This window comes from Pseudomonas veronii, from assembly GCF_001439695.1.
Lineage (GTDB): Bacteria > Pseudomonadota > Gammaproteobacteria > Pseudomonadales > Pseudomonadaceae > Aquipseudomonas > Aquipseudomonas veronii.
Genome location: NZ_JYLL01000045.1, coordinates 1 through 19,320 on the forward strand (window position 1 = coordinate 1; position 19,320 = coordinate 19,320).

14 protein-coding genes are annotated in these 19,320 nt (G+C 63.7%); 2 read left to right on the plus strand and 12 right to left on the minus strand.

The features are described 5' to 3' along the window. Nucleotides 1-476: 476 nt before the first annotated feature. From TU80_RS29455 to TU80_RS29485, 8 genes are all read right to left on the minus strand, one after another. Nucleotides 477-893, minus strand: a complete 417-nt coding sequence (locus TU80_RS29455; protein WP_057006025.1) for a hypothetical protein — start codon at nucleotides 891-893, stop codon at nucleotides 477-479. Continuing rightward, nucleotides 890-1,090, minus strand: coding sequence for a hypothetical protein (locus TU80_RS32895; RefSeq protein ID WP_134939275.1), 201 nt, complete (start codon nucleotides 1,088-1,090; stop codon nucleotides 890-892). The genes TU80_RS29455 and TU80_RS32895 overlap by 4 nt, the downstream gene beginning before the upstream one ends. 235 nt (nucleotides 1,091-1,325) lie before the next feature. After that, nucleotides 1,326-1,571 carry a DUF2789 domain-containing protein gene (locus TU80_RS29460; protein WP_057006026.1) on the minus strand — a complete coding sequence of 82 codons (246 nt, stop codon included), beginning with the start codon at nucleotides 1,569-1,571 and terminating at the stop codon, nucleotides 1,326-1,328. Between the two features lie 65 nt (nucleotides 1,572-1,636). After that, nucleotides 1,637-2,224: an adenylyl-sulfate kinase gene (gene cysC, locus TU80_RS29465; RefSeq protein ID WP_046385115.1), complete on the minus strand. Its 588-nt coding sequence runs from the start codon at nucleotides 2,222-2,224 to the stop codon at nucleotides 1,637-1,639. Further along, entirely contained in the window at nucleotides 2,208-3,722 is a 1,515-nt protein-coding gene (locus TU80_RS29470; protein ID WP_057006027.1) for a TolC family protein, read from the minus strand. The genes cysC and TU80_RS29470 overlap by 17 nt, the downstream gene beginning before the upstream one ends. 40 nt (nucleotides 3,723-3,762) lie before the next feature. Next, complete coding sequence (locus tag TU80_RS29475; RefSeq protein WP_057006028.1) at nucleotides 3,763-10,737, minus strand: Ig-like domain-containing protein; 6,975 nt, start codon at nucleotides 10,735-10,737, stop codon at nucleotides 3,763-3,765. 51 nt (nucleotides 10,738-10,788) lie between these two features. Beyond that, nucleotides 10,789-11,622 (minus strand): sulfotransferase family protein, encoded by an 834-nt coding sequence (locus TU80_RS29480; protein WP_017845533.1) that lies wholly within the window; start codon nucleotides 11,620-11,622, stop codon nucleotides 10,789-10,791. A 118-nt stretch (nucleotides 11,623-11,740) separates the two neighbouring features. Then, entirely contained in the window at nucleotides 11,741-13,354 is a 1,614-nt protein-coding gene (locus TU80_RS29485; protein WP_057006041.1) for a glycosyltransferase family 39 protein, read from the minus strand. 202 nt (nucleotides 13,355-13,556) lie between these two features. Here TU80_RS29485 and TU80_RS29490 point away from each other — a divergent pair, with 202 nt between their 5' ends. Both TU80_RS29490 and TU80_RS29495 read left to right on the plus strand, forming a co-directional pair. Further along, the gene (locus TU80_RS29490; RefSeq protein WP_046385118.1) at nucleotides 13,557-14,144 is read left to right on the plus strand and encodes a phage tail protein; all 588 of its coding nucleotides are present in this window, start codon (nucleotides 13,557-13,559) and stop codon (nucleotides 14,142-14,144) included. A gap of 55 nt (nucleotides 14,145-14,199) precedes the next feature. Beyond that, nucleotides 14,200-14,508, plus strand: coding sequence for a hypothetical protein (locus tag TU80_RS29495; protein ID WP_046385119.1), 309 nt, complete (start codon nucleotides 14,200-14,202; stop codon nucleotides 14,506-14,508). On the opposite strand, the gene TU80_RS29500 is transcribed toward TU80_RS29495, so the two are convergent. From TU80_RS29500 to TU80_RS29515, 4 genes are read right to left on the minus strand one after another with little or no spacing between them, the layout of a single operon-like run. Beyond that, nucleotides 14,484-14,999, minus strand: coding sequence for a GNAT family N-acetyltransferase (locus TU80_RS29500; protein ID WP_046385120.1), 516 nt, complete (start codon nucleotides 14,997-14,999; stop codon nucleotides 14,484-14,486). The two genes, TU80_RS29495 and TU80_RS29500, sit on opposite strands and share 25 nt — an antisense overlap. A 15-nt stretch (nucleotides 15,000-15,014) precedes the next feature. Next, nucleotides 15,015-17,111, minus strand: coding sequence for a site-2 protease family protein (locus TU80_RS29505; RefSeq protein ID WP_057006029.1), 2,097 nt, complete (start codon nucleotides 17,109-17,111; stop codon nucleotides 15,015-15,017). Next, nucleotides 17,111-18,430, minus strand: coding sequence for an efflux RND transporter periplasmic adaptor subunit (locus tag TU80_RS29510; RefSeq protein WP_046385122.1), 1,320 nt, complete (start codon nucleotides 18,428-18,430; stop codon nucleotides 17,111-17,113). Before TU80_RS29510 ends, TU80_RS29505 begins: the two co-directional genes overlap by 1 nt. Beyond that, nucleotides 18,427-19,143 carry an efflux RND transporter periplasmic adaptor subunit gene (locus tag TU80_RS29515; protein ID WP_231590069.1) on the minus strand — a complete coding sequence of 239 codons (717 nt, stop codon included), beginning with the start codon at nucleotides 19,141-19,143 and terminating at the stop codon, nucleotides 18,427-18,429. Before TU80_RS29515 ends, TU80_RS29510 begins: the two co-directional genes overlap by 4 nt. Between the last annotated feature and the right edge of the window lie 177 nt (nucleotides 19,144-19,320).

The window sequence follows — 19,320 nt, forward strand, 5'->3', positions numbered from 1 at the left end:
ATGTAACTATCCACTGGGTAGGCTAGACAGCAGTGCAAGCCGGCTGTCCAGCACCCAGAAACGTAAAGGATGTCCCCGGTCTCGTTTGTAAAGGATGTCTCCGTCTGTACACCCCGATAGCGGAGTGAAGGCAATACACGGTTGACTGATCTGCCGCTATCGGGGGCAAGCCCCCTCCCACATTTGGATCGGTGTCGGCTTCAGGATTGCTGTGCGGCCTGCCATTCGGGCGGCGCGTGGGTAAGTAAAGCGACTTTCAGTGTGAGGGTTGGATCTTCAACGATAGCCACAACGCCGCATGACCCATGTGGGAGGGGGCTTGCCCCCGATAGCGGAGTGAAGGCAATACACGATTGACTGATCTGCCGCTATCGGGGGCAAGCCCCCTCCCACATTTGGATCGGTGTCGGCTTCAGGATTGCTGTGCAACCGGCTTATTGACCGCTCAGTCTCCTAAGTGGCTCTGCCGGAAAATATCAGCACCTTTTGCTCCACCGCCAGACGCTCCAGACTTTCACTGCCTCAGATACAACAACTAACGCAGCCATTAACACCACGTTGTAGTTGGGAACAAGCTGAGCCCCCACTAGCAACAGCGAAACAGAAGGCACAATAAAAGCCAATCGCAAGGGTGTTTGAAGGTAAGTAACCCATCTCACCTGTTCACGTCCAAGAAAGAACAGCAGGCACGAGATCACGATGGAAACTTGCAGCAGCATGGCAAAGCCGAACATGTATAACTGCACAACGCTATGATCACGCAGCACCCATAAAGCACTTTCAAGATCACTTAAAAAAGGAATCCTTGCCTGTATTACGGCGGCCACTGCATAGCGAATCAGATAAAGGGCATCCATGGCTCCCCAAAACCAAAAAACATGCTTGCGCGTCATTTTCCTGCGTCCTTTGATCTTTTTTCCCCAGAACAACAAACAGGGGAAATATTGCATTCACCAAGAAGGTCACTCAGTCCCTGCAACGCATAAGGCGCACGGAAAAACTCCCTTACTTTGCTGCCGGCAAAATAGGGACTCTCGATTTTTGTGAGGTCATATTGTTCAATTTCAGCGCGGGGGATCAGTCGTTTCATGTTGTGTTCAGAAGAAGGAGTCAGCCCCGTTGATAAGGGTTCCTCACTCTGCCCACCATCATCCACTTCCTTTTAGTCGATAGGAAATTTCCCAACCTCGTGTATCACCCGCCCCAGCGCGCAGGTCGATTGCCATGGTGCGAAGCTTTCCAGAAAAAATTAACTGGGCCGCTTACAGCCCATTTTTTTACCGCACACCAATTTTTTTACATTACGGTATTTCATCAAAGATTTTTTACACCTTTCGACCAAACCGCAACAACAGGTTCAACTCATCCACCACTTCAGCCCAATCCGCATCCTCCAGAATTTCCTCACGCAAAAACGCTTTCTGGCTATCCGTCCAGAAAAACGCATCGGCCAGTTTCAGGTCCGCCTTGAGCGGTGAGTGCGCGGTGACGAACTGCTCGATGCCGACGGGGTCGTCGGCCAGGCCGAGTTGTTTGAACAGGGAGGGCAAGCTGTGTTCAGGCGATTGCATGATGAGCTCCGGATAGGTGGGTTTATCCGAGTCTAGCCCTCACCCACGGCAGGCGCGAGCTTGCGCTACAGGGTTTGCAACCAGGCCTGCAGTTGTGCGACGCATTGCTGCACGGATAGCTGGCCGGTCTCCAGGACCAAGGCGGCTTGCGGCGGCGGTTCGTAGGGTGAGCCGATGCCGGTGAACCCCGGCAGTTCGCCGCGTCGGGCGCGGGCGTAGTGGCCTTTGGGGTCGCGGCGTTCGCAGATGTCCAGTGCGGCGTTGCACCACACTTCCCGATAGTCCGCGCCCAGGCGTTCGGCGAGTACCGCGCGTAATTCGACCAACGGCGCGATCAGCGCCAGGATCACGATTTGCCCGTTGTCCACTAGCAACGCCGCCAGTTCGGCGGCGCGGCGGATGTTTTCCAGGCGGTCGCCGTCGGCAAACCCCAGGTCTTTGTTCAAGCCGCCGCGCAAGGCATCGCCGTCGAGCACGATGCTGTGTCGGCCTTGTTCGAACAACGCCGCCTGCAGCCCTTGGGCCAGGGTCGATTTACCCGACGCCGGCAGGCCAGTCAGCAGGATCGCCACGCCGCGATGACCGTTGCGAGCCTCACGCTGGGCACGCGTGATGCTCGCGGTCGGTGCCACCAGGTTACTTGACGGCGGCACGGGGCACCGGGGCGGCGATGTTGCCGGCGGCCCATGCCGATTCGCGGCCGGCCAGCGCGGTGGCGATGGACTGCACGCGGTCGGAATCGACCTGCTCCGGCAACGGGTCGAGCCCGGCGCTGGCGAAGATCTGGCCGTAGGCGTTGCGCAGGTCGGCGTAGGCCAGGTCGCGGCGCAGGTCGGCTTGCAGGGTATTGAGTTCGCCCTGGATCAGGTCCAGTTCGCCCAGGCCTGCGGCTTGGTGACGGTTGCGCAGTTGGGTGAGGATCTGCCCGTCGATGTCGGCCAGCTGTTCGTTGGTCTTGAACTGGCGCACGGCGTCCTGGAAGTTCGCGTTGGCGACGTAGAGTTGCGCCAGCACCGCGATGGACATGGCCTGGCGCCGTGCGGTGGCGACTTCTTCGCCGGCCTTGGCGACGTCGATGGCCGCCGGGGCGGAGAGCACGTTGAACAGGTTCCAGGTGACCTTGGCGCCGTAGTCGGCCCAGCGGTTGTCCACCAGGAACGAGTTGCTGTCGTAATGCCCACCGGCCGAGAATTCCAGGCCCGGCAGCAGGCGCAGCATGGCCTTGCGGGTTTCGGCGGCGCTGATGCGGGTCTGGTAGTCCTGCTCGCGCAGTTCAGGGCGGTTGGCCAGGGCTTCCTGTTCCAGGCTGGCGAAGTTGACCTTGAGCTGCGGCACGGCGTAGTCGTCCGGCGTGGCCAGCTTGAGGTCGGTGCCCATGGGCAGGTTGATCAGGGTCGACAGTTCAGTCTTGGCCAGGGAGAGCGCGCGGCGCTGTTCCTGCAATTGGCGCGTGGCTTCGATCAGCGAGCGCTGGTAGCCCAGGGCCTGGATCGGGTCGCCGATACGCTGCTCGCTCATGCTTTGGCTGTTGCTCTGGGCCTGGTCGACCCGCGCCATCAGGCTGTCGATCTGGGTCAGCAGGCGTTCGGCCGCGACCGCCCGCCAATAGGCCGAGCGCACGTCCTGGACGATGGTGTTGATCACCTTGCGGCGCCGCTCCTGGACGATCAGGCGTTGGTCGCCTTGCTGTTTGGCACTGATGTAGCTGACGCCAAAGTCGAGGACGTTCCACACCATGGTCAGGTCGGCCACGCGACGGTCGCGGTCCTGGGATGTCGACGGCTCCAGGGACTGGGTGCCGGTGCGAACACTCTGGCTGCTGGAGGCGTTGGTGTTGTTGCGCCCGGCGTAACCGGCGGACAACGCCATGCGCGGCAGCATGTCGAAACTGGCGAGGTCGAGTTGGCGCTTGGCCAGCGCCTCCTCCATGATCTTCAAGCGCCCTTCGAGGTTGTATTTAACCGCCCGGGCCATGGCCTGGTGCAGTGTCAACGGGCCGTTCAATGGCTCCTGATCCTTGTACATACCGTGCAGGTCGCTGCGGGCTCGCTGCTCGCTGACACTGCGCTCAATCGGCTCGCTGGTGACCGCACAACCGCCGATCGCCAGCGCCAGCACGCTGGCGCCGAACAACTTATGAACTGTATTCATCCTTGGACTGCCCCTGTTACTGCGCCTTGATTTAAGTGTGTCAGGCCTGCATTTCGCTGATGCCGACCTGTTGCAATGCCTTCGCCAGGTCAATCACCTGACGCTGTTCCACGTCTTTGATCTGCTGCAATTGCTGGCCCAGGGTCGGGGCGCCGAACACGCCCCGCAGGCCTTGGGCCGCGTCACCGCCGCCCTGGATCGCTCGGCTGTCGAACGCCTTGAGGCCACTGTCCTCGCCACCACTCTCACGATTGAACAACCCCGACAAGGTGCTTGAGCCAAACACCCCGCCATCGCCGCCGCCAAAACCGAGGAAGCCCTGCGCGCCGCCGTTCGCGCCACTGTCGCTGTTGAACACCTGGGCAATGAAGCTGGGCGCCAAGGCACCGTTGCGAATGAAGATGTTACCGATAGGCGGCAAGCCCGCGCCCATCTCGCGCTGTTCGAACAACGCCGGGAAGCCAATGGGTGAACCCAGGTCGCCCACGGGCCGGCCAAACACGATCGGTTGCAGCGGCACATCCGGCGCGCCGGGTGGCGGTGCCGGCTCGGTGACGCGGAACAGCGGGTCGCCGGTCAGGGCAATGGTGTTGATCGCGTAGTTGTTGGAATTGGCATAACCGCTGCCAGCGTTGCCCGTCATGTCATTCACCAGGCCCGTGTCGAGGGTGATGAAGTTGCTCGGGTCGTTGAGGTTGGCCGTCGGTGTGAGGGTCGCGGTCCAGGTTTTGCCGCCGTCGTTGCTGGCCAGGTTGGACAAGGTGCCGTTGGCCACGCTGAGGTCATCCAGCACGAAGCCGCTGACTTTCTCACTGAAGGTAAACGTGACGGTGGTGGTCTGGCCGACGGTCAGGTTCGGGTTGGCAATGGTGATGGTCGCCGTCGGGCGTTCGCCATCGATCACGAAGTTGTTCGAGATCGCAATGCCGCTGCCGGCGTTACCGGCAGCATCGTTGACCTGGCCGGCGTCCAGCACGATCACGTTGGTCGCATCGGTAATCGCCGCCGTCGGGGTCAGGGTGGCGGTCCAGGTTTTGCCGCCATCGTTGCTGGCCAGGTTGGACAGCACGCCGTTGGCCACGCTCAGGTCAGACAGATCGAAACCGCTGACGGCCTCGCTGAAGCCGATGGTGACGGTGGTGGTCTGGCCGATGCCCAGGTTGCCGTTGGCCACCGAAATGGTCGCGGTCGGGCGCTGGGTGTCGATCGCATAGTTGTTCGAATCGGTGCTGCCGCTGCCCGCGTTGCCGGCGGCGGTCTGTACGCCGCTGTTGTCCAGGATGATCAGGTTGCTGGTGTCGGTCACGTCGGCCGTCGGCGTCAGGGTCGCGGTCCAGGTCACGCCGCCGTCGCTGGAGCCCAGGTTGCTCAGCACGCCGTTGGCCACGCTCAGGTCGGCCAGGGTGAAACCGCTGACAGCCTCGGAGAAGGTGATGGTCACCGGGGCGGTCTCGCCGGCCTTGAGGGCGGTGTCGCCGACCACGATAGTCGCCGTCGGCAGCACGGTGTCGATGCTGTAGTTGGCCGAGTCGGTCGTTCCCGTACCGGCGTTGCCGGCCAGGTCGGCAATGCCGGTATTGGCCAGGGTGATCACGTTGCTCGCGGCGCGGATACCCGCCGCCGGTGTGAAGAGAGCCGTCCAGGTGATGCCGCCGTCGCTGCTGCTGACCGCGCTCAGGGTGCCATGGGCGACGTTCAGGTCGCTGTTGTCAAAACCGCTGACGGCTTCCGAGAACGTGACCGTGACCAAGGAGGTTTCGCCGGCACTCAATACAGGGTCGGCCATCACGATGGTCGCCGTTGGCCGCTGGCTGTCGATGGTGTAGTTGTTCGAGTCGGTGGTGCCGCTGTCGCTGTTGCCCGCCAGGTCGGCGATGCCGGTGTTGTCCAGGGTGATCACGTTGCTGGTGTCGGTGATGCCGGACGTCGGGGTGAACGTCGCGGTCCAGGTCACGCCGCCGTCCGCGCTGCTCACGGTGCTCAAGGTGCCGTTGTTGACCGTCAGATCGGCGTTGCTGAGCCCGGTTACCGCCTCCGAGAAGGTGATCACCACCAGTGAGCTGTCACCCACGCCGAGGGCCGGGTTCGCGACCACGATGGTGGCCGTTGGGCGCACGGTGTCGACGGCGTAGTTGTTCGAATCGGTGGTGCCGCTGCCGCTGTTGCCGGAGCCGTTTTGCACACCGCTGTTGTCCAGGGTGATCACGTTGCTGGTGTCGCTGATCGCGCTGCTCGGCGTGAAGGTGGCTCTCCACGTCACGCCGCCGTCGTTGCTGCTGACGGCGGTCAGCGTGCCGTTGGCGATCGTCAGGTCGGCGTTGGTAAAACCGCTGACCGCTTCGGAGAAGGTAATGGTGACCAGCGAGGTGTCGCCGATTTTCAGGGCATTGTCGGCGACGACGATAGTTGCGGTTGGCTGCACCGTGTCGATGGTGAAGTTGCCCGAGTTGGTGACACCGCTGCCGGCGTTGCCGGCCAGGTCGGTGTAGCCGGCGTTGTTCAGGCTGATCAGGTTGGTGGTGTCGCGGACGTTGCCGGTCGGCGTGAAAGTCGCCGTCCAGGTCACGCCGCCATCCGAGCTGCTGACTGTCGAGAGGGTGCCGTTGGGTACGCTCAGGTCGCTGTTGTCAAAACCGCTGACGGCTTCCGAGAAGGTGACCGTGACCAAGGAGGTTTCGCCGGCACTCAATACAGGATCGGCCATTACGATGGTCGCCGTTGGCCGCTGGCTGTCGATCATATAGGCGTTGGACGACGTGGTGCCAGACCCGACGTTACCGACGCCGTCGACCACGCCGGTGTTATCCAGGACAATGTGATTGTTGTTCTGAGAGACGCCTGCCACAGGCGTCAACGTCGCGGTATAGGTGATGTTGTCGCTGGTGCTCAGGCTGCTCAGGGTGCCATTGTCGGTGGTCAGATCGGCCAGGCTGAACCCGGTCACTGCTTCGCTGAAAGTGATGGTCACCAGCGACGAGCCGCCGATCCCCAGGTGGTCGTTGTTCACCACCACCGTCGCGGTCGGGCGTTGGGTGTCGATGGCGTAGTTATTGGAATTGCTGGTACCGACGCCGACATTACCCGACACCGCCGCCTGGACGCCGCTGTTGTCCAGGGTGATCTGGTTGGTGGCGTCGCTGATCGCGCTGCTCGGGGTGAACGTCGCGCCCCAGGTAATGCCGCCGTCGCTGCTGCTGACCGCGCTCAAGGTGCCATTGGTGATCGTCAGGTCGGCATTGCTGAAACCGGTCACGGCCTCGTTGAACGTAATCATCACTTGGGAGGAGTCACCGATTTTCAGCGTCGGGTTGGCCACCACGATGGTCGCCGAAGGCAACACCGTATCGACGGTGTAATTCGCCGAGTTGGTGGTGCTCGCGCCTGCGTTGCCGGACAGGTCGGCGATGCCGGTGTTGGCCAGGGTGATCACGTTGCTCGCGCTGTTGGTGTTCGTTCCTGGGGTGAAGGTCGCGGTCCAGGTGATGCCGCCGTCGGCGCTGCTCAGGCTGCTCAGGCTGCCGTGGCTTGCCGTCAGGTCGGCGAGGGTGAAGCCAGTCACGGCTTCGCTGAAGGTGATCGTCACCAGCGACGTTTCGCCAGCGGTCAGCGCCGGGTCGGCGACCACGATGGTCGCGGTGGGGCGCACGGTGTCGATGACGTAGTTATTGGAGTCGCTGGTGCCGGTGCCGGTGTTGCCGCTGGTGTCGCTGTAGGCGGTGTTGTCCAGGGTAATCAGGTTGGACGTATTGGTGATGTTAGCCGTTGGGGTGAAAGTCGCATGCCAGGTGATACCGCCGTCACTGGAGCTCACCGCACTCAACGTACCGTTGGCGACGGTCAGGTCGGCGTTGGTGAAACCGACGACAGCTTCACTGAACGTCACGGTGACCTGCGAGGTCTGGCCTATCGCCAATGTGCTGCTGGCGACCACCACCGTGGCGGTCGGACGCACGCCGTCGATGGCCACGTTGTTCGACGTGGTAGTGCCGCTGCCGGCGTTGCCCGCCACGTCCTGGACCCCGGAGTTGTCCAAGGTGATGTGGTTGCTCGCGCTGACGATACTCGCCGTCGGGGTAAAGGTGGCGGTCCAGGTGGTACCACCGTCGTTGCTGCTGACCGCGCTCAGGGTGCCATTGGACACTATCAGGTCGGCGTTGGTGAACCCGGTCACGGCTTCGCTGAAGGTGATGGTCACCAGCGAGGTCTGGCCGATGCCCAGGTTGGTGTTGGCGAACACGACAGTCGCGTTCGGCCGAGCGGTGTCGACCGCATAGGTGTTGGAATTGGTGGTGCCACTGCCGGCGTTGCCCGCGCCATCACTGACCGCGGTGTTGTTCAGGGTGATGACATCGCCGGTATGGGAGGCCCCAGGGGTCGCAGTCAGGGTTGCGGTCCACGTGAGACCACCGTCGTTGCTGCCCAAGTTGCTCAGGACGCCGTCGGCGACCGTGAAGGCGCCGGCGGTGAGCCCGGTGACCGCCTCGCTGAAGGTGATGGTCACCAGGGACGTGTTACCGCTGATACTCAGTGCGGTATCGGACACCACAATGGTCGAGGTCGGCAGCACCGTGTCGATCGCATAGGTGTTGGACGTGGTCGTGCCGGTACCGGCGTTGGTCGCGGTATCGGTATAGAGGGTGTTGTCCAGGGTAACGACATTGCCGCTGCTGCTGTTGCTGGCGCTCGGTGTCAGGGTCGCGGTCCAGTGGATATTGTCACTGGTGGTCAGGTTGCTCAGGGTGCCGTTGGACGCCGACATGTCAGTAAGGCTGAAACCGCTCACCGCTTCGCTGAAGGTAATGTTCACCGTCGAGTTGACCGTGGTGCTCAACGTCGGCGCAACGACCGTAACGGTCGCGGTTGGGCGCACGGTATCGATGCTGAAGCTGTTGGACGAGGTGGTGCCGGTCCCTGGTGTCCCCGTCGACGTGGCGGTGACGCCGGTATTGTCGAGGACAATCTGGTTGGTGGCGCTGGTCACGCTCGCGCTCGGCGTAAAGGTCGCGGTGTAGGTGATGTTGTCGCTGGTAGTCAGGGTGCCCAGGGTACCGTTGCTGATCGTCAGATCGGCGCTGGTAAAGCCGGTCACGGCCTGGTTGAAGGTAATGGTCACCTGCGAGGTGCTGCCGATGTGCTGCGCGGTGTTGCTGACCACGATGGTCGCGACAGGGGCCGGACTGTAAGCGGTGTTCGCCGTTCCGCCGATATCGTTGAACAGACCGTTGACTGCTGTGGGTTTGCTGCCCGCCGAGGCGTTGGTGGCCAAGCCTCCGTTACCACTGGCACCGGTGTTGGCCGAACCGCCCAGCGCCGCGAAGTTGGCCGCCGTGATCAATACCGTGCCTTTGTTCCAGATGGCACCGACACCCAGGCCACCGTCACCGCCATTCAGAGTAGTGCCGCTGCCGGTAGCCGAACCGCCACCGCCGCCGCCGCCGGCACCGATGTTACCGGTAATCGAGCTGGTGCCGACGATGGTCAGGGTGGCGCCGCTGGCGTTGTAGATACCGCCAGCCGCTCCGCCGCCCTTGCCACCGGCACCATCCCAGCCGGAACCACCCCCGCCGCCGCCGATCGACAAGGCGCCAGAGCTCGCTGTGCCACCCGCGGAGCCGTTGGTATAACCCCCGACACCGGTCGAGCCGGCGCCACCGACGCTCGAACCACCGCGACCGCCCATGGTGTAGGCGCCCCCGCCTGCCCCCCCAAGGTTGGTTGAACCTGCGATACCGGCGTACAGGTTGGCCCCGGAGTTGCCGCCAGTCCCGCCGATGCCGCCGCCCAACGCGCCGCCACCACCACCGCCACCGCTGGCATTACCAACGCCCGCGCCACCACCACCGCCGCCGCCTGAGGCCGCGTTCGCTGTCACGCTGACATTATTCAGGGTCAGGACACCGAAGTTACTTATCCCCGCCCCCAACAAATTGGCTGCGGTGGCACCGCTGCTATTGGCGCTGCCATTGCCGCCGTTGCCAGCCGCTAGACCCTGGGTGATAACCAAGCCGTCCAAGGTCGCGGTGACACCGCTGTTAACCTTGAGCACCTGGGTCTTGTGCTGCCCGCTGAGGGTCACATCAGCAACGCCATCGAGGTTCAGGTCGCCCTCGACGGTCAGGTTCTTGCTGATGACCAGTTGCGAATTCAGGTTGACCGTCATGCTGGAGTTGAAGGTGACGATATCACCCGCCACCGCGCTGCTCAGGGCCGAACGCAGTGAACCGACGCCACTGTCAGCGTTGCTGGTCACGGTAATGGTCGCCAGGCCGTACTGATACGCCGACATCGCCTGGTACGACAACGCCGTATGACTTTCGATGGAGCCGGTGGCGACTTCCAGGGTCCAGTCGCCGCCCAGGCCGGTGCGGTTGGTGGACGCGGCAACATCGCGCCCGGTCAGTTGCGCCAGGGAGTCGACAAAGTTGATGCCTTTGTCGCCAGCGGCGGTGTTGCAGGCGTAGATCAGGATATCGCCGCCCACGTTCATGTCCTGGCCGATCTGCGCCAGCACTTCGCTGCGGGCCGCGACGTTGTCGGCAGACAAATAGGTACTGCCCAGCCACAGATCACCGGCATTGCCGTGGGCGATGATCTGCACCGAGCTGACGCCCTGATGGCTGCCCAGGTAATCGGCGATCTGCTGCAGGCCGTCCTTGCTCGCATCCAGTTGCACCACTTGGGTGCCGGGTGCGACGCCTTTGAGCAGCTCGGCGGAATCCTTCACGCGGGCATCGACAAACACCACGCTCTGCCCCGGCACGGCAACCGGCGCGGGGGTGGCGGGCGCGTCGGACTGCGCGTGGCTTTCGCTACCGGTGGCGGCGTGTTCGGTGGTCGTCGGCGCCTTGGCCGCAGCATCTGCGGTGGCGTGGCTGTCGGCCTGGGCCGCATCGGCCACGGTGGCGGCCACTGCGCCGTCGAACAGCATGCGCGGTTCCAGGGACATAATCATCGGCGTCGCCAGGGTGCTGGCATTGGTTGTTGCTGGCCGTGCCTTAAGGTTGTTCCACCACATGCTGCTCACCCGTTGGTCGAATGCTGATTTGCGCAATGAAAAAAACCGCGATCAACTGATCGCGGCATCGGCTTTGGTACGGATCACATTGGCGGCGCTGGAAGTGCCATCACGCCAAAAAGACATATGCGCGAACTGCTCGAAGAGATCGGGCGGCAGGATGGTCCGCCGGGGCTGCAGTTCCACCTTCGGCTTGACCCGATGCAAACCGCTCACGCCGAGGGCGTCGTCGAAGTCCGGCGCGTCGTAGCTCAGGTGCTCGAAATCGTGCTCGAACCAGGGCTCGCCGATAAATTCGTAGACCAGCCGCATGACCCGCTCGGGGGCCTGAGAGAGCAAGTCGTAGTCGACCACCAGCATCGAGTCGGCATGTTCGCCGTAGTACGCCTCTTTGAGCGCCGACCAGGCGTACCCCACCAGGCGATTGCGCTGGCCAAGGGTTTCGACACGGCTGTAGACGGTGTTGCGCTCGACGTCGTCGTTGAACAGCTTGGTGTTTTCGAAGGGGTTGGCGCGGTACACACGCTCGAGGCTGTCCATGATCCACGCCACATTACGCACGCAGGCGATCACCTTGGCCTGGGGGAACAGGTCGTGCAGCGCCGGCATGCGGGCGCACCATTGGCGATTGGTGTCGAACACCACCGGCACAGGGGCGCGGTCGGCGTAATAGGCATCGAACAACCCGCGCAGCAAGCGGCGCCGGGTGTTGGCATCGATGACCGAGCCGAACTCGCTGCCAGCACTGCATTGCCCCAGCACGCCGTTGAACAGAGTGCCCACGGGGCTGCTCATGCCAGCGTGAAAGCGCGGGTTCTGCAAGAGGATCGCAGACAGCAGCGTCGAACCGGAGCGGGGCAAACCGGAGATAAAGTGATACTGCATCCCTTCACCACTTTTGTAGGACAAAAATCCATTTGTATACGAATCGTAACTGATGATTACAAAGTTCACTAGTGGTCAAATGCCACTGTTTTGATATTCCCTTCATTCCAAATGGATATTAGCGGCAGGCCTCTGGCTGCGAAGGCTCTGGGCCGAGGCATAGCACGAATAATCGCGCCCTGGCACCGCCCCCGTCCTGCTGCATTTTTTCACGCCATCCGTCCGGTAGCGGCGCAAAATCGTCCGGTGCTTCGTTGCTGCTGATCAGCCAGACACGCTGGGTATCGGCCGGTAATGCCGACAAACGGTCGAGGTAAATACGCCCGCCGTCCTGATCCACCAGCGTGCCAAAACCATAGGAGTTCGGCCGCGTCGGCGTGCCATCCGGTTTGGGCGGGGTGTAAAGCTGCAATTGGGCGTCGGTCCGGTCGTAATACACGTAGCTGAGGTACCACAGCATGTCGCTGAGGACGATGCGGTCACCTTCCTGGTAGTTGCGATTGACGAACTCCACCGGCACGTTGAACTGATCATCCACATCCACGGTGGCATTGTTCTTCACCCCCAGCAGTTCCACACCGACGCACAGCACGAACAATGCCGCGCCCAGCCATGAAAGACGTCCGGGCAGGCGGTCGATGGCCAGCGCCAGGATGATCGGCAAAGCCAGGGCATAGACGGTGAGGTAACGCTCGATAAACACCGACGAGATAAACGACACCCCGTACACCAGTAGCAACGGCAGCAAGAAAAACAGCGCCAACAGACCGGCCGACCGGTAGCGCGTCTGATCGCGCCAGGCGCAGACGCCGACCACGGCCACCAGCAGCAGCGGGAATGACCAGAACAGCACAGGCGATAAGCCAAGACCCTCGTCCTGCAACATGAACTGCCAGATCATCGACGGCACGGAGAACAGGTTGATCGGCTCTTCCCAGCCGATGTCGCCGCCGACCTTGAGCTGTTCGACATGCTGCACCAGGCCCACCAGGTTCGGCAGCCAAGGCAGGTACACCAGCACGATCGCGACGTTGGCCACCCACCAGGCCGGACGCGTGATCAAGCGCCGACCGGGGGGCTGGGACGCACTCAACAGGCCCAGCCAGGCCCAATGCACCAACACACACAACGCGGTGAAGTAATGGGTATAGAAACCGGCGGCCATCAGCAGCCCATACCCCAGCAGGTAGCGCGTGCGCTCGGGGTGGCGCACCCAATACACCAACGCCAGCGTCGCGCCCAGCAGCCACACGCCGAGCAGCGAGTACATACGCACTTCCTGGCTGTAGCGCACCGCGCTGGGAAACAGCGCCAGCAGCACACCCGCCAGCACGGCGGCACGAAGGGTGGACAACTGCCGCGCAAGGCAGATGCCCAGGCCCACCACGACCACACCGGGAATCGCACTCATGCTGCGAATCGACCAGATGCCGTCGCCGAACAGCTCGATCCAGCCGCGCAGCAAGAAGAAATACAACGGCGGATGCACATCGTGGGCGGCGTGAAACCACAGGTCGGTCGCCGCATATTGGCTGAGCAGCAGGCTCGAGCCTTCGTCGCCCCAGATCGCCGCGGCCGTCAGGCCATAAAAACGCACGGCCAGCGCCAGCGCCAGAATCGGCACCCACCATAACTGGCGCAACCAATCGCCACCGTCACGGCCCTTTGCGAGGCGATTGACAGCAGAAATCACCCCAACTTTGTCGTCTTGCTCTACCACAGACCGTCGCACCCCGATTCCCCCGCCACTGCCCATTTCCAGGGCCAAACCTGCGCATGCGCAAACAAGCGCCACTCTAGGACAAAAGCCCCGGATTCGCTCGTTGTTTCGCAACCGGCAGGCAGCGCTCAAAACCTGCGTCTACGCTCTGCGATGAAGCCGGATCGACTGGCTTTATATCCCCTTGAACAGCTCACACAAGGATGAACGATTCATGGAAGTATTCATCGGCACCATCCAACCTTTCGCCTTTAATTTCGCCCCAAGAAACTGGGCGTTCTGCGCCGGCCAGCTCCTGCCCATCAGCCAATACCAGGCGCTGTACGCGCTGATCGGCACGACATATGGCGGGGACGGCACGCAAACCTTCAAGCTGCCTGACCTGCAAGGTCGCCTACCCATCGGCCAAGGCAATGGCCCGGGCCTGTCGCAGCGGTTGATCGGCGACGTCGACGGCGTCGAAAGTGTGATGGCCACCCAGGCCAACCTACCCACGCACACCCATAGCACGGCGGCGCTGGCAGTCAGCGCGGCGGTGCAACTGGCCGCCACCGCCAGCAACCCGCTTACAGCGCCGAGCGCCGCCAACGCGTTTATCGGCGCCTCCGGCGGCGGGCCGGGCAGTGCCTCGATCTTTTCCGACCAGCAGGGCGCCAGCCCGGTACCGCTCAAAGGCGTCAGCACGAGCTTGACCGGCACGCTGGCCTTGGCCGGCCAAGGGTTGCCCATGGACACGATGAACCCGTTCCTGGTGATCAACTTCAGCATTGCCCTGAACGGGGTCTTCCCGTCACGCGACTGACCCGCACCCGGGCCGAGGCACTTGGGCCTCGGCCTCTCTGACACGGAGCCGATGTATGTTGAACCTGGTCACCCCCGAGCACTTTCGCCCTCTGCTTGCGCGCACGAGTGTGTTGTACCTGCCGGATGGGTCGGCGCTGCCGATCCAGATCCAACAGGTGACTGATGCGCCCAAAGCCAGCGTGCCGGGCAGCCCGCGCACGGCCTTCAGCGTGTTGCTCGACAGCCTGGAGCCGACGGATTTCGTCGACGGCCTCTGCCGTTTGCCGCTGGCGCAGACCTGCCTGGAGCAGGTGTTTGTGTCCCGCGAACCCGCCATGGGCCGCGACAACGCCCGCGGTTATTTCTGCATCGTGTTCAACTGAGACGGGTACCACACCAGCCGCTGCGCGGCGGGCGTCTCTTCCTCCAACCGAAACCCCAGCGCCAGGTAATGCTGGCGCGCATGGGGGTTGCTCGCCCACACCACCGTGGCCACCGGGCAACACACCTGCTGCGCGGCCCGTTGCACGCCGTGCAGTACTGCGCGGCCAAAACCCTGGCCTCGGGCAGCGGGGATAAACGCCAGGTACAGCACACGGATTTCATTCGGGCCGAAATCGGCACTCAGGGCGCCAATGGGCGTGTCGAGTTTTTCGATCACATAATGCAAGGCCCCGGGAAAATGCTCGCCCATGCCGTTTTCCTGCACTTGAAACTGTTGCGCGATCACCGCCTCGACCAGCCCCTGCTCACCGTCGATCCACTGCAAATCGGCACGCGCCGAGCGGTAGAGGCTTTGCAGAAATGGCCCGTCGGTGGGCCGTGACGGGCGCACCACCAGGCCCTGCGCCAAAGCGCCATCCTTGTTCAACATGCCTTTGCACTCCTGTCAGAATCCGCTTTCCCGCACACCCAAGGCCGCCGCTCGACGCCAGGCCACGCCCAGCACCGACTCGCTGCGCCCTTGCAACACCACCACGCCGCGCAGCGGTTGATGGGGGGTGGCGATCGGTTGCGCACTGCGCAACCGCACGCCGTACTGCGCCTGCACCGGCGCCGGGCGCTGGTTTTCGTCGCGGCGCACGGCAATCGGCCCGTGGTGGTCGGAGGTCAGGGCTTCCTGGTCCAGATAGGCCACGCCGTTGGCATCGATATCGGTCAGCACCACCGGGATGGCGGCGCGCATCGGGTCATCGGCGATAAAGCGCCCGCTCGCCCCCGGCGTCACCCGCCACAGCTCGGCTTCCGCCAGATACCCGCGCAGGCGCGCGCCCTCCTCGACCACTCGCGCCAGCGCGTCTTTAGGCGACAGCCAGCGGCCCACGCTCAATTGCGGCAGCACGTCGCGCACGGTGCCGGCATGGGGCGCACGCAACAGCAGGCGTTCGCGCTGGGCGGCAAGCCCGCGGTATTCGGCCAGGGCCTGGGACAGGCGCTGATCGTTGATCCCGGCGTCGGCCGCGGTTTCACTGCGTCCGGCCTGGCGACGCATCTGCAACTGCAGGATCTCCACTTCGCGGCGCACGATGCTTTGCCGCGCATCCAAATCCGGCGATTCCAATTCGATCAGCACCTGGCCCTGGGTCACGACTTGCCCATCCACCACCCGCAACTGTTTCACCCGCGCCGCCACCGGCGCGTGCAAGGCACTGGCGCGCCCGGCCTCGAGCATGCTCGGCAACTCCACGGCACTGCGCCACGGCACCACCAGGGCCAGCACGATCAACAGCAGGCCCAGGCCGCTGAGCAGCACCCGCGGCGCATGGGCCTGGCTGCGGCGACTCCACCATTCGCGCCACTCCTTGAAGATCGGCAGGCAGATGAACCACACCAGTTCCACCAGCATCAGGAAGATCCCCAGCAGCTTGAAGAACAGGTGATACACCGCCAGGGCAATCCCCAGGAACAGCGCCGCCCGCCACAACCAGGCCAGGTAACCCCACCACAGCAGGCGCCGTTGCATGTTCGGCGCCCAGGGTTCCGGCGCCGGTTCGCCATAGCCGAACAACCACTCGCGCAGGCGCCAGCGGCAAAGGGCGAAGGCGCGACCTTGCAGGTTGTCGACGCCCCACAAGTCGCTGATCAAAAAATAACCATCGAAACGCATGAACGGGTTGAGGTTGATCGCCAGGGTGGTCAGCCACGTCGCACTGGCCAACATGAACGCCGCCGTGCGCGCCGCGCCGTCCGGCAGCAGCGACCAGGCCAGCAAGGCCACGCAGGCCAGCAACAACTCGGCCATCACCCCACCGGCGCCGATCAGCAATCGCGCACGCCGATCATTGACCCGCCAGGCGTCACTCACATCGGTGTAGAACATCGGCAGCAACACCATGAACGCCACGCCCATGCTTTGCACGCGGCACCCGGCGCGCTTGGCCATGAAGGCATGGCCGAATTCATGGCACAGCTTGGCGAAGAACAGCGCCACGCCAAACGCCAGGGCACCGCCGAGGCTGAACAGGTGCGGGAACGTCGCCAGAAAGCGCTGCCAGTCCCGCGCCACCAGAAACACGCCCAGGCCCAGGGTCAGCGGCAAGCCGTAGCGCAACAGCCCCGGCCCGAAGCGCGCCAGCCACGGCCAGGCGCGGTTGAGGAACGCGTCCGGGCGCCACAGCGGGATGCGGAAGAACAAATATTGATGCAGCAGGATTTGCCACAGGCTTTGCTTACGGGCGGCGGCCTTGTAGGCGTAACTGGCACGTTGCTCCGGGTCCAGCGCGGCGATCAGGTCATGGGCGCGCAGGAAACTCAGCAGCTCATCCACTTCACTGGCGCCCAGGGGCAGGCCCGGCTCACGGTTGGCGGCTTGCAGGACGTGTTGCGGGTCGCCCAGGGACCAGTGGCGCAGCAGCCGAATGGCGGTGGCGCCGAGCTTGAAGTAACGCCCGCGCACCGGGTCGGCCAGGGTCCAGCGCGGCGAGCCGTCCAGGGCCGCGCCAGCGCTGGACAGTTGCAGGTCTTCGCGCAGTGGGGGCAGGTTCATCAGAGGCCAACGCTCTGGCGCAAGCCGGCCAATGGCCGACGCAACAGGTACAGGGCCAGGGGCGCGCGCTCACCGAAGAGCTTCGCCGTGCCGCGCAGGCCGATGCGTGGCGGTGCCTCATCGAAGCGCGCATCGAGGCGATAGGCGAGTTGCCCGCCGGGTGTGGGCTGCGCCTCGTAGGCGGCGCGTTGCAAGGTGGCGAGGTGGCGCTGCAAGGGGTCGCTGTCGAGGAACAGCGCAACCTGGGCGTCGGGCGCCAATGCGATGGCATCGCCCACCGCCAGTTCGATGCGCAACTCTGCCTGGCCGGGGTCGGCGATCTGCAGCAGACGCTCGCCGGTCTGTACCGGTTTGCCGGTCCAGCGTTCGGCGTCGGCAAACACCGCGATACCGTCACGCTCGGCGCGTACTTCGCTGCGCTTGAGCAGTTCGCGGGCGTAGTCGCGCTCGGCGCGTTTTTGCTCGACCCGGGCCGCCAGCAGGTCGATACGTGAACTCGATTCGGCATCGGCAAAGGCGCGCTGGGAATTGGCCTTGAGCTCCGCTTCGGCCACGCCCAGGGCACGCGCTGCCACATCGGCCTGGGCCGTGAGGGTGGTGCTTTCGAAGCGCAGCAGCAGGTCGCCGGTTTTCACCGTCTGGTTGGGCTTGACCAGGAACTCGGCGATCACCCCATCCAGCGGCGCCGCTACCACCTGGCCGGCCAACGGCACCACTTCGGCGGGCGCCAGTACCGATTGGCGCACCGGAATCAGCAGCATCAGCAGTAACGCGACGACCACCAGCACCTGGCGTTTGCGGGTCAGGCGCAGGCGCCACGGCTGGCGCGGTTGCAGCGCACGCCAGGCGTGGCTGTAGGTGTCGCCCAACTGCGCCAGCAGCACTTGCTCGGCCGGGTTCCAGGGCGTATCCCGCGCCAGCCACACACCGCCGAACACGCGGCCTTGCGGGTCGATCAAGGGCAACCAGAACACATGGCCGGCGGACAGGCTCTGCCAATCGGCCTGCAGTTGCGCGCTCAATTGCGCGGCCGGCACTTCCCGGGCGGTCTGGCCCAGCCCGTGTTTGTGCAATTGGGCCACGGCCTGCTCGACGAAGGCCACGAACGGCGCGTTCGGGTCGACGCTGCTCACCGCCGTCACCGCCCGCACCTTGCCGGCGATCAACAGCGCCGCATGGCGATAGCCGAACAGCGGTTGCCCATCGTTGACCAGGCTGTAGGCCAATTGCTCAGTGCTGTGGGCGGCGCGGGTCTGGCGTTCCAACTCGAGAAACTGCGCGAATACCCGCTCGGCATTGCCCGTCATCGGTGCGTTCATTGCAGTTGTGCAAAGTGCGCGGTGCCGCTCATGCCGGCCATCAACCCACTGGCATTGGGCAAGGTCGCGACCAGCAACAGGGTCTGGCTGCCTTCGTCGATGCGCGCGCCAAGGCGTTTGACGGTGGCGTTGAATGCCTGGCCGGTTTCGTCGGGGGTGAAGCTGAACGTCTGCCCGGGCTTGAGTTTGCCCATCCAGCGCGACGGCACCAGCAGGTGGATCTCCAGGCTGCGGTTGTCGACGATTTCCAGCAGCGGCGCGCCGGCCGAGACGCTTTCATAACGTTGGACTTTGCGCTGCACCACCTGGCCGTCATACGGCGCCAGCACGCTGCAGCGCTTGACCTGCACCTGATAGACCTGGGACTGGGCCTGGGTTTCGGTGAGTTTGGCTTCGGCGCGGGCCACTTCGAACCGGCCGACCGAATTCAGCGCCGCCAGTTGTTTGTTGTGGGCCAGTTCTTCGCCGGCGCCACGGCTGGCGGCCGAGGCGGCATTGAGTTGGGCCTGGTAGGCCGAGCAATCGAAACGCGCCAGGGTGTCGCCTTTCTTGAACGACTCGCCCTCGCTGAACGGCAGTTCGACAATCCGCCCCGACAATTCACTGGCAAGCATCGCCTGGTCACGGGCGCGCAATACACCACGGGCTTCGCTGTCGGCGCTGACGGCCGCTGCGGGCGCGTGGTCCAACAGCGGATCGTCCGCCATGACCATCGGCGCCAGGCTCACCAAGCAGGAAAATCCCAGTACCGATCTACATAACTGCTTCATACATTCGACCTCCCTGACGATGTGCGCAGTCTAGGGCAGCGGAGTTAAATTGCCACTACCCCCAGTCAGACAAATCAGCATTTTTTGTAGGCCTTTGCCGAAGCCTTCGCCGGATCACGT

Bases quoted from the DNA above. Each gene is read 5' to 3' on its own strand.
- TU80_RS29455 (WP_057006025.1), bottom strand. From the start codon at position 893: ATGACGCGCAAGCATGTTTTTTGGTTTTGGGGAGCCATGGATGCCCTT.
- TU80_RS32895 (WP_134939275.1), bottom strand. From the start codon at position 1,090: ATGAAACGACTGATCCCCCGCGCTGAAATTGAACAATATGACCTCACA.
- TU80_RS29460 (WP_057006026.1), bottom strand. From the start codon at position 1,571: ATGCAATCGCCTGAACACAGCTTGCCCTCCCTGTTCAAACAACTCGGC.
- TU80_RS29470 (WP_057006027.1), bottom strand. From the start codon at position 3,722: ATGAATACAGTTCATAAGTTGTTCGGCGCCAGCGTGCTGGCGCTGGCG.
- TU80_RS29475 (WP_057006028.1), bottom strand. From the start codon at position 10,737: ATGTGGTGGAACAACCTTAAGGCACGGCCAGCAACAACCAATGCCAGC.
- TU80_RS29480 (WP_017845533.1), bottom strand. From the start codon at position 11,622: ATGCAGTATCACTTTATCTCCGGTTTGCCCCGCTCCGGTTCGACGCTG.
- TU80_RS29490 (WP_046385118.1), top strand. From the start codon at position 13,557: ATGGAAGTATTCATCGGCACCATCCAACCTTTCGCCTTTAATTTCGCC.
- TU80_RS29495 (WP_046385119.1), top strand. From the start codon at position 14,200: ATGTTGAACCTGGTCACCCCCGAGCACTTTCGCCCTCTGCTTGCGCGC.
- TU80_RS29500 (WP_046385120.1), bottom strand. From the start codon at position 14,999: ATGTTGAACAAGGATGGCGCTTTGGCGCAGGGCCTGGTGGTGCGCCCG.
- TU80_RS29505 (WP_057006029.1), bottom strand. From the start codon at position 17,111: ATGAACCTGCCCCCACTGCGCGAAGACCTGCAACTGTCCAGCGCTGGC.
- TU80_RS29510 (WP_046385122.1), bottom strand. From the start codon at position 18,430: ATGAACGCACCGATGACGGGCAATGCCGAGCGGGTATTCGCGCAGTTT.
- TU80_RS29515 (WP_231590069.1), bottom strand. From the start codon at position 19,143: ATGGTCATGGCGGACGATCCGCTGTTGGACCACGCGCCCGCAGCGGCC.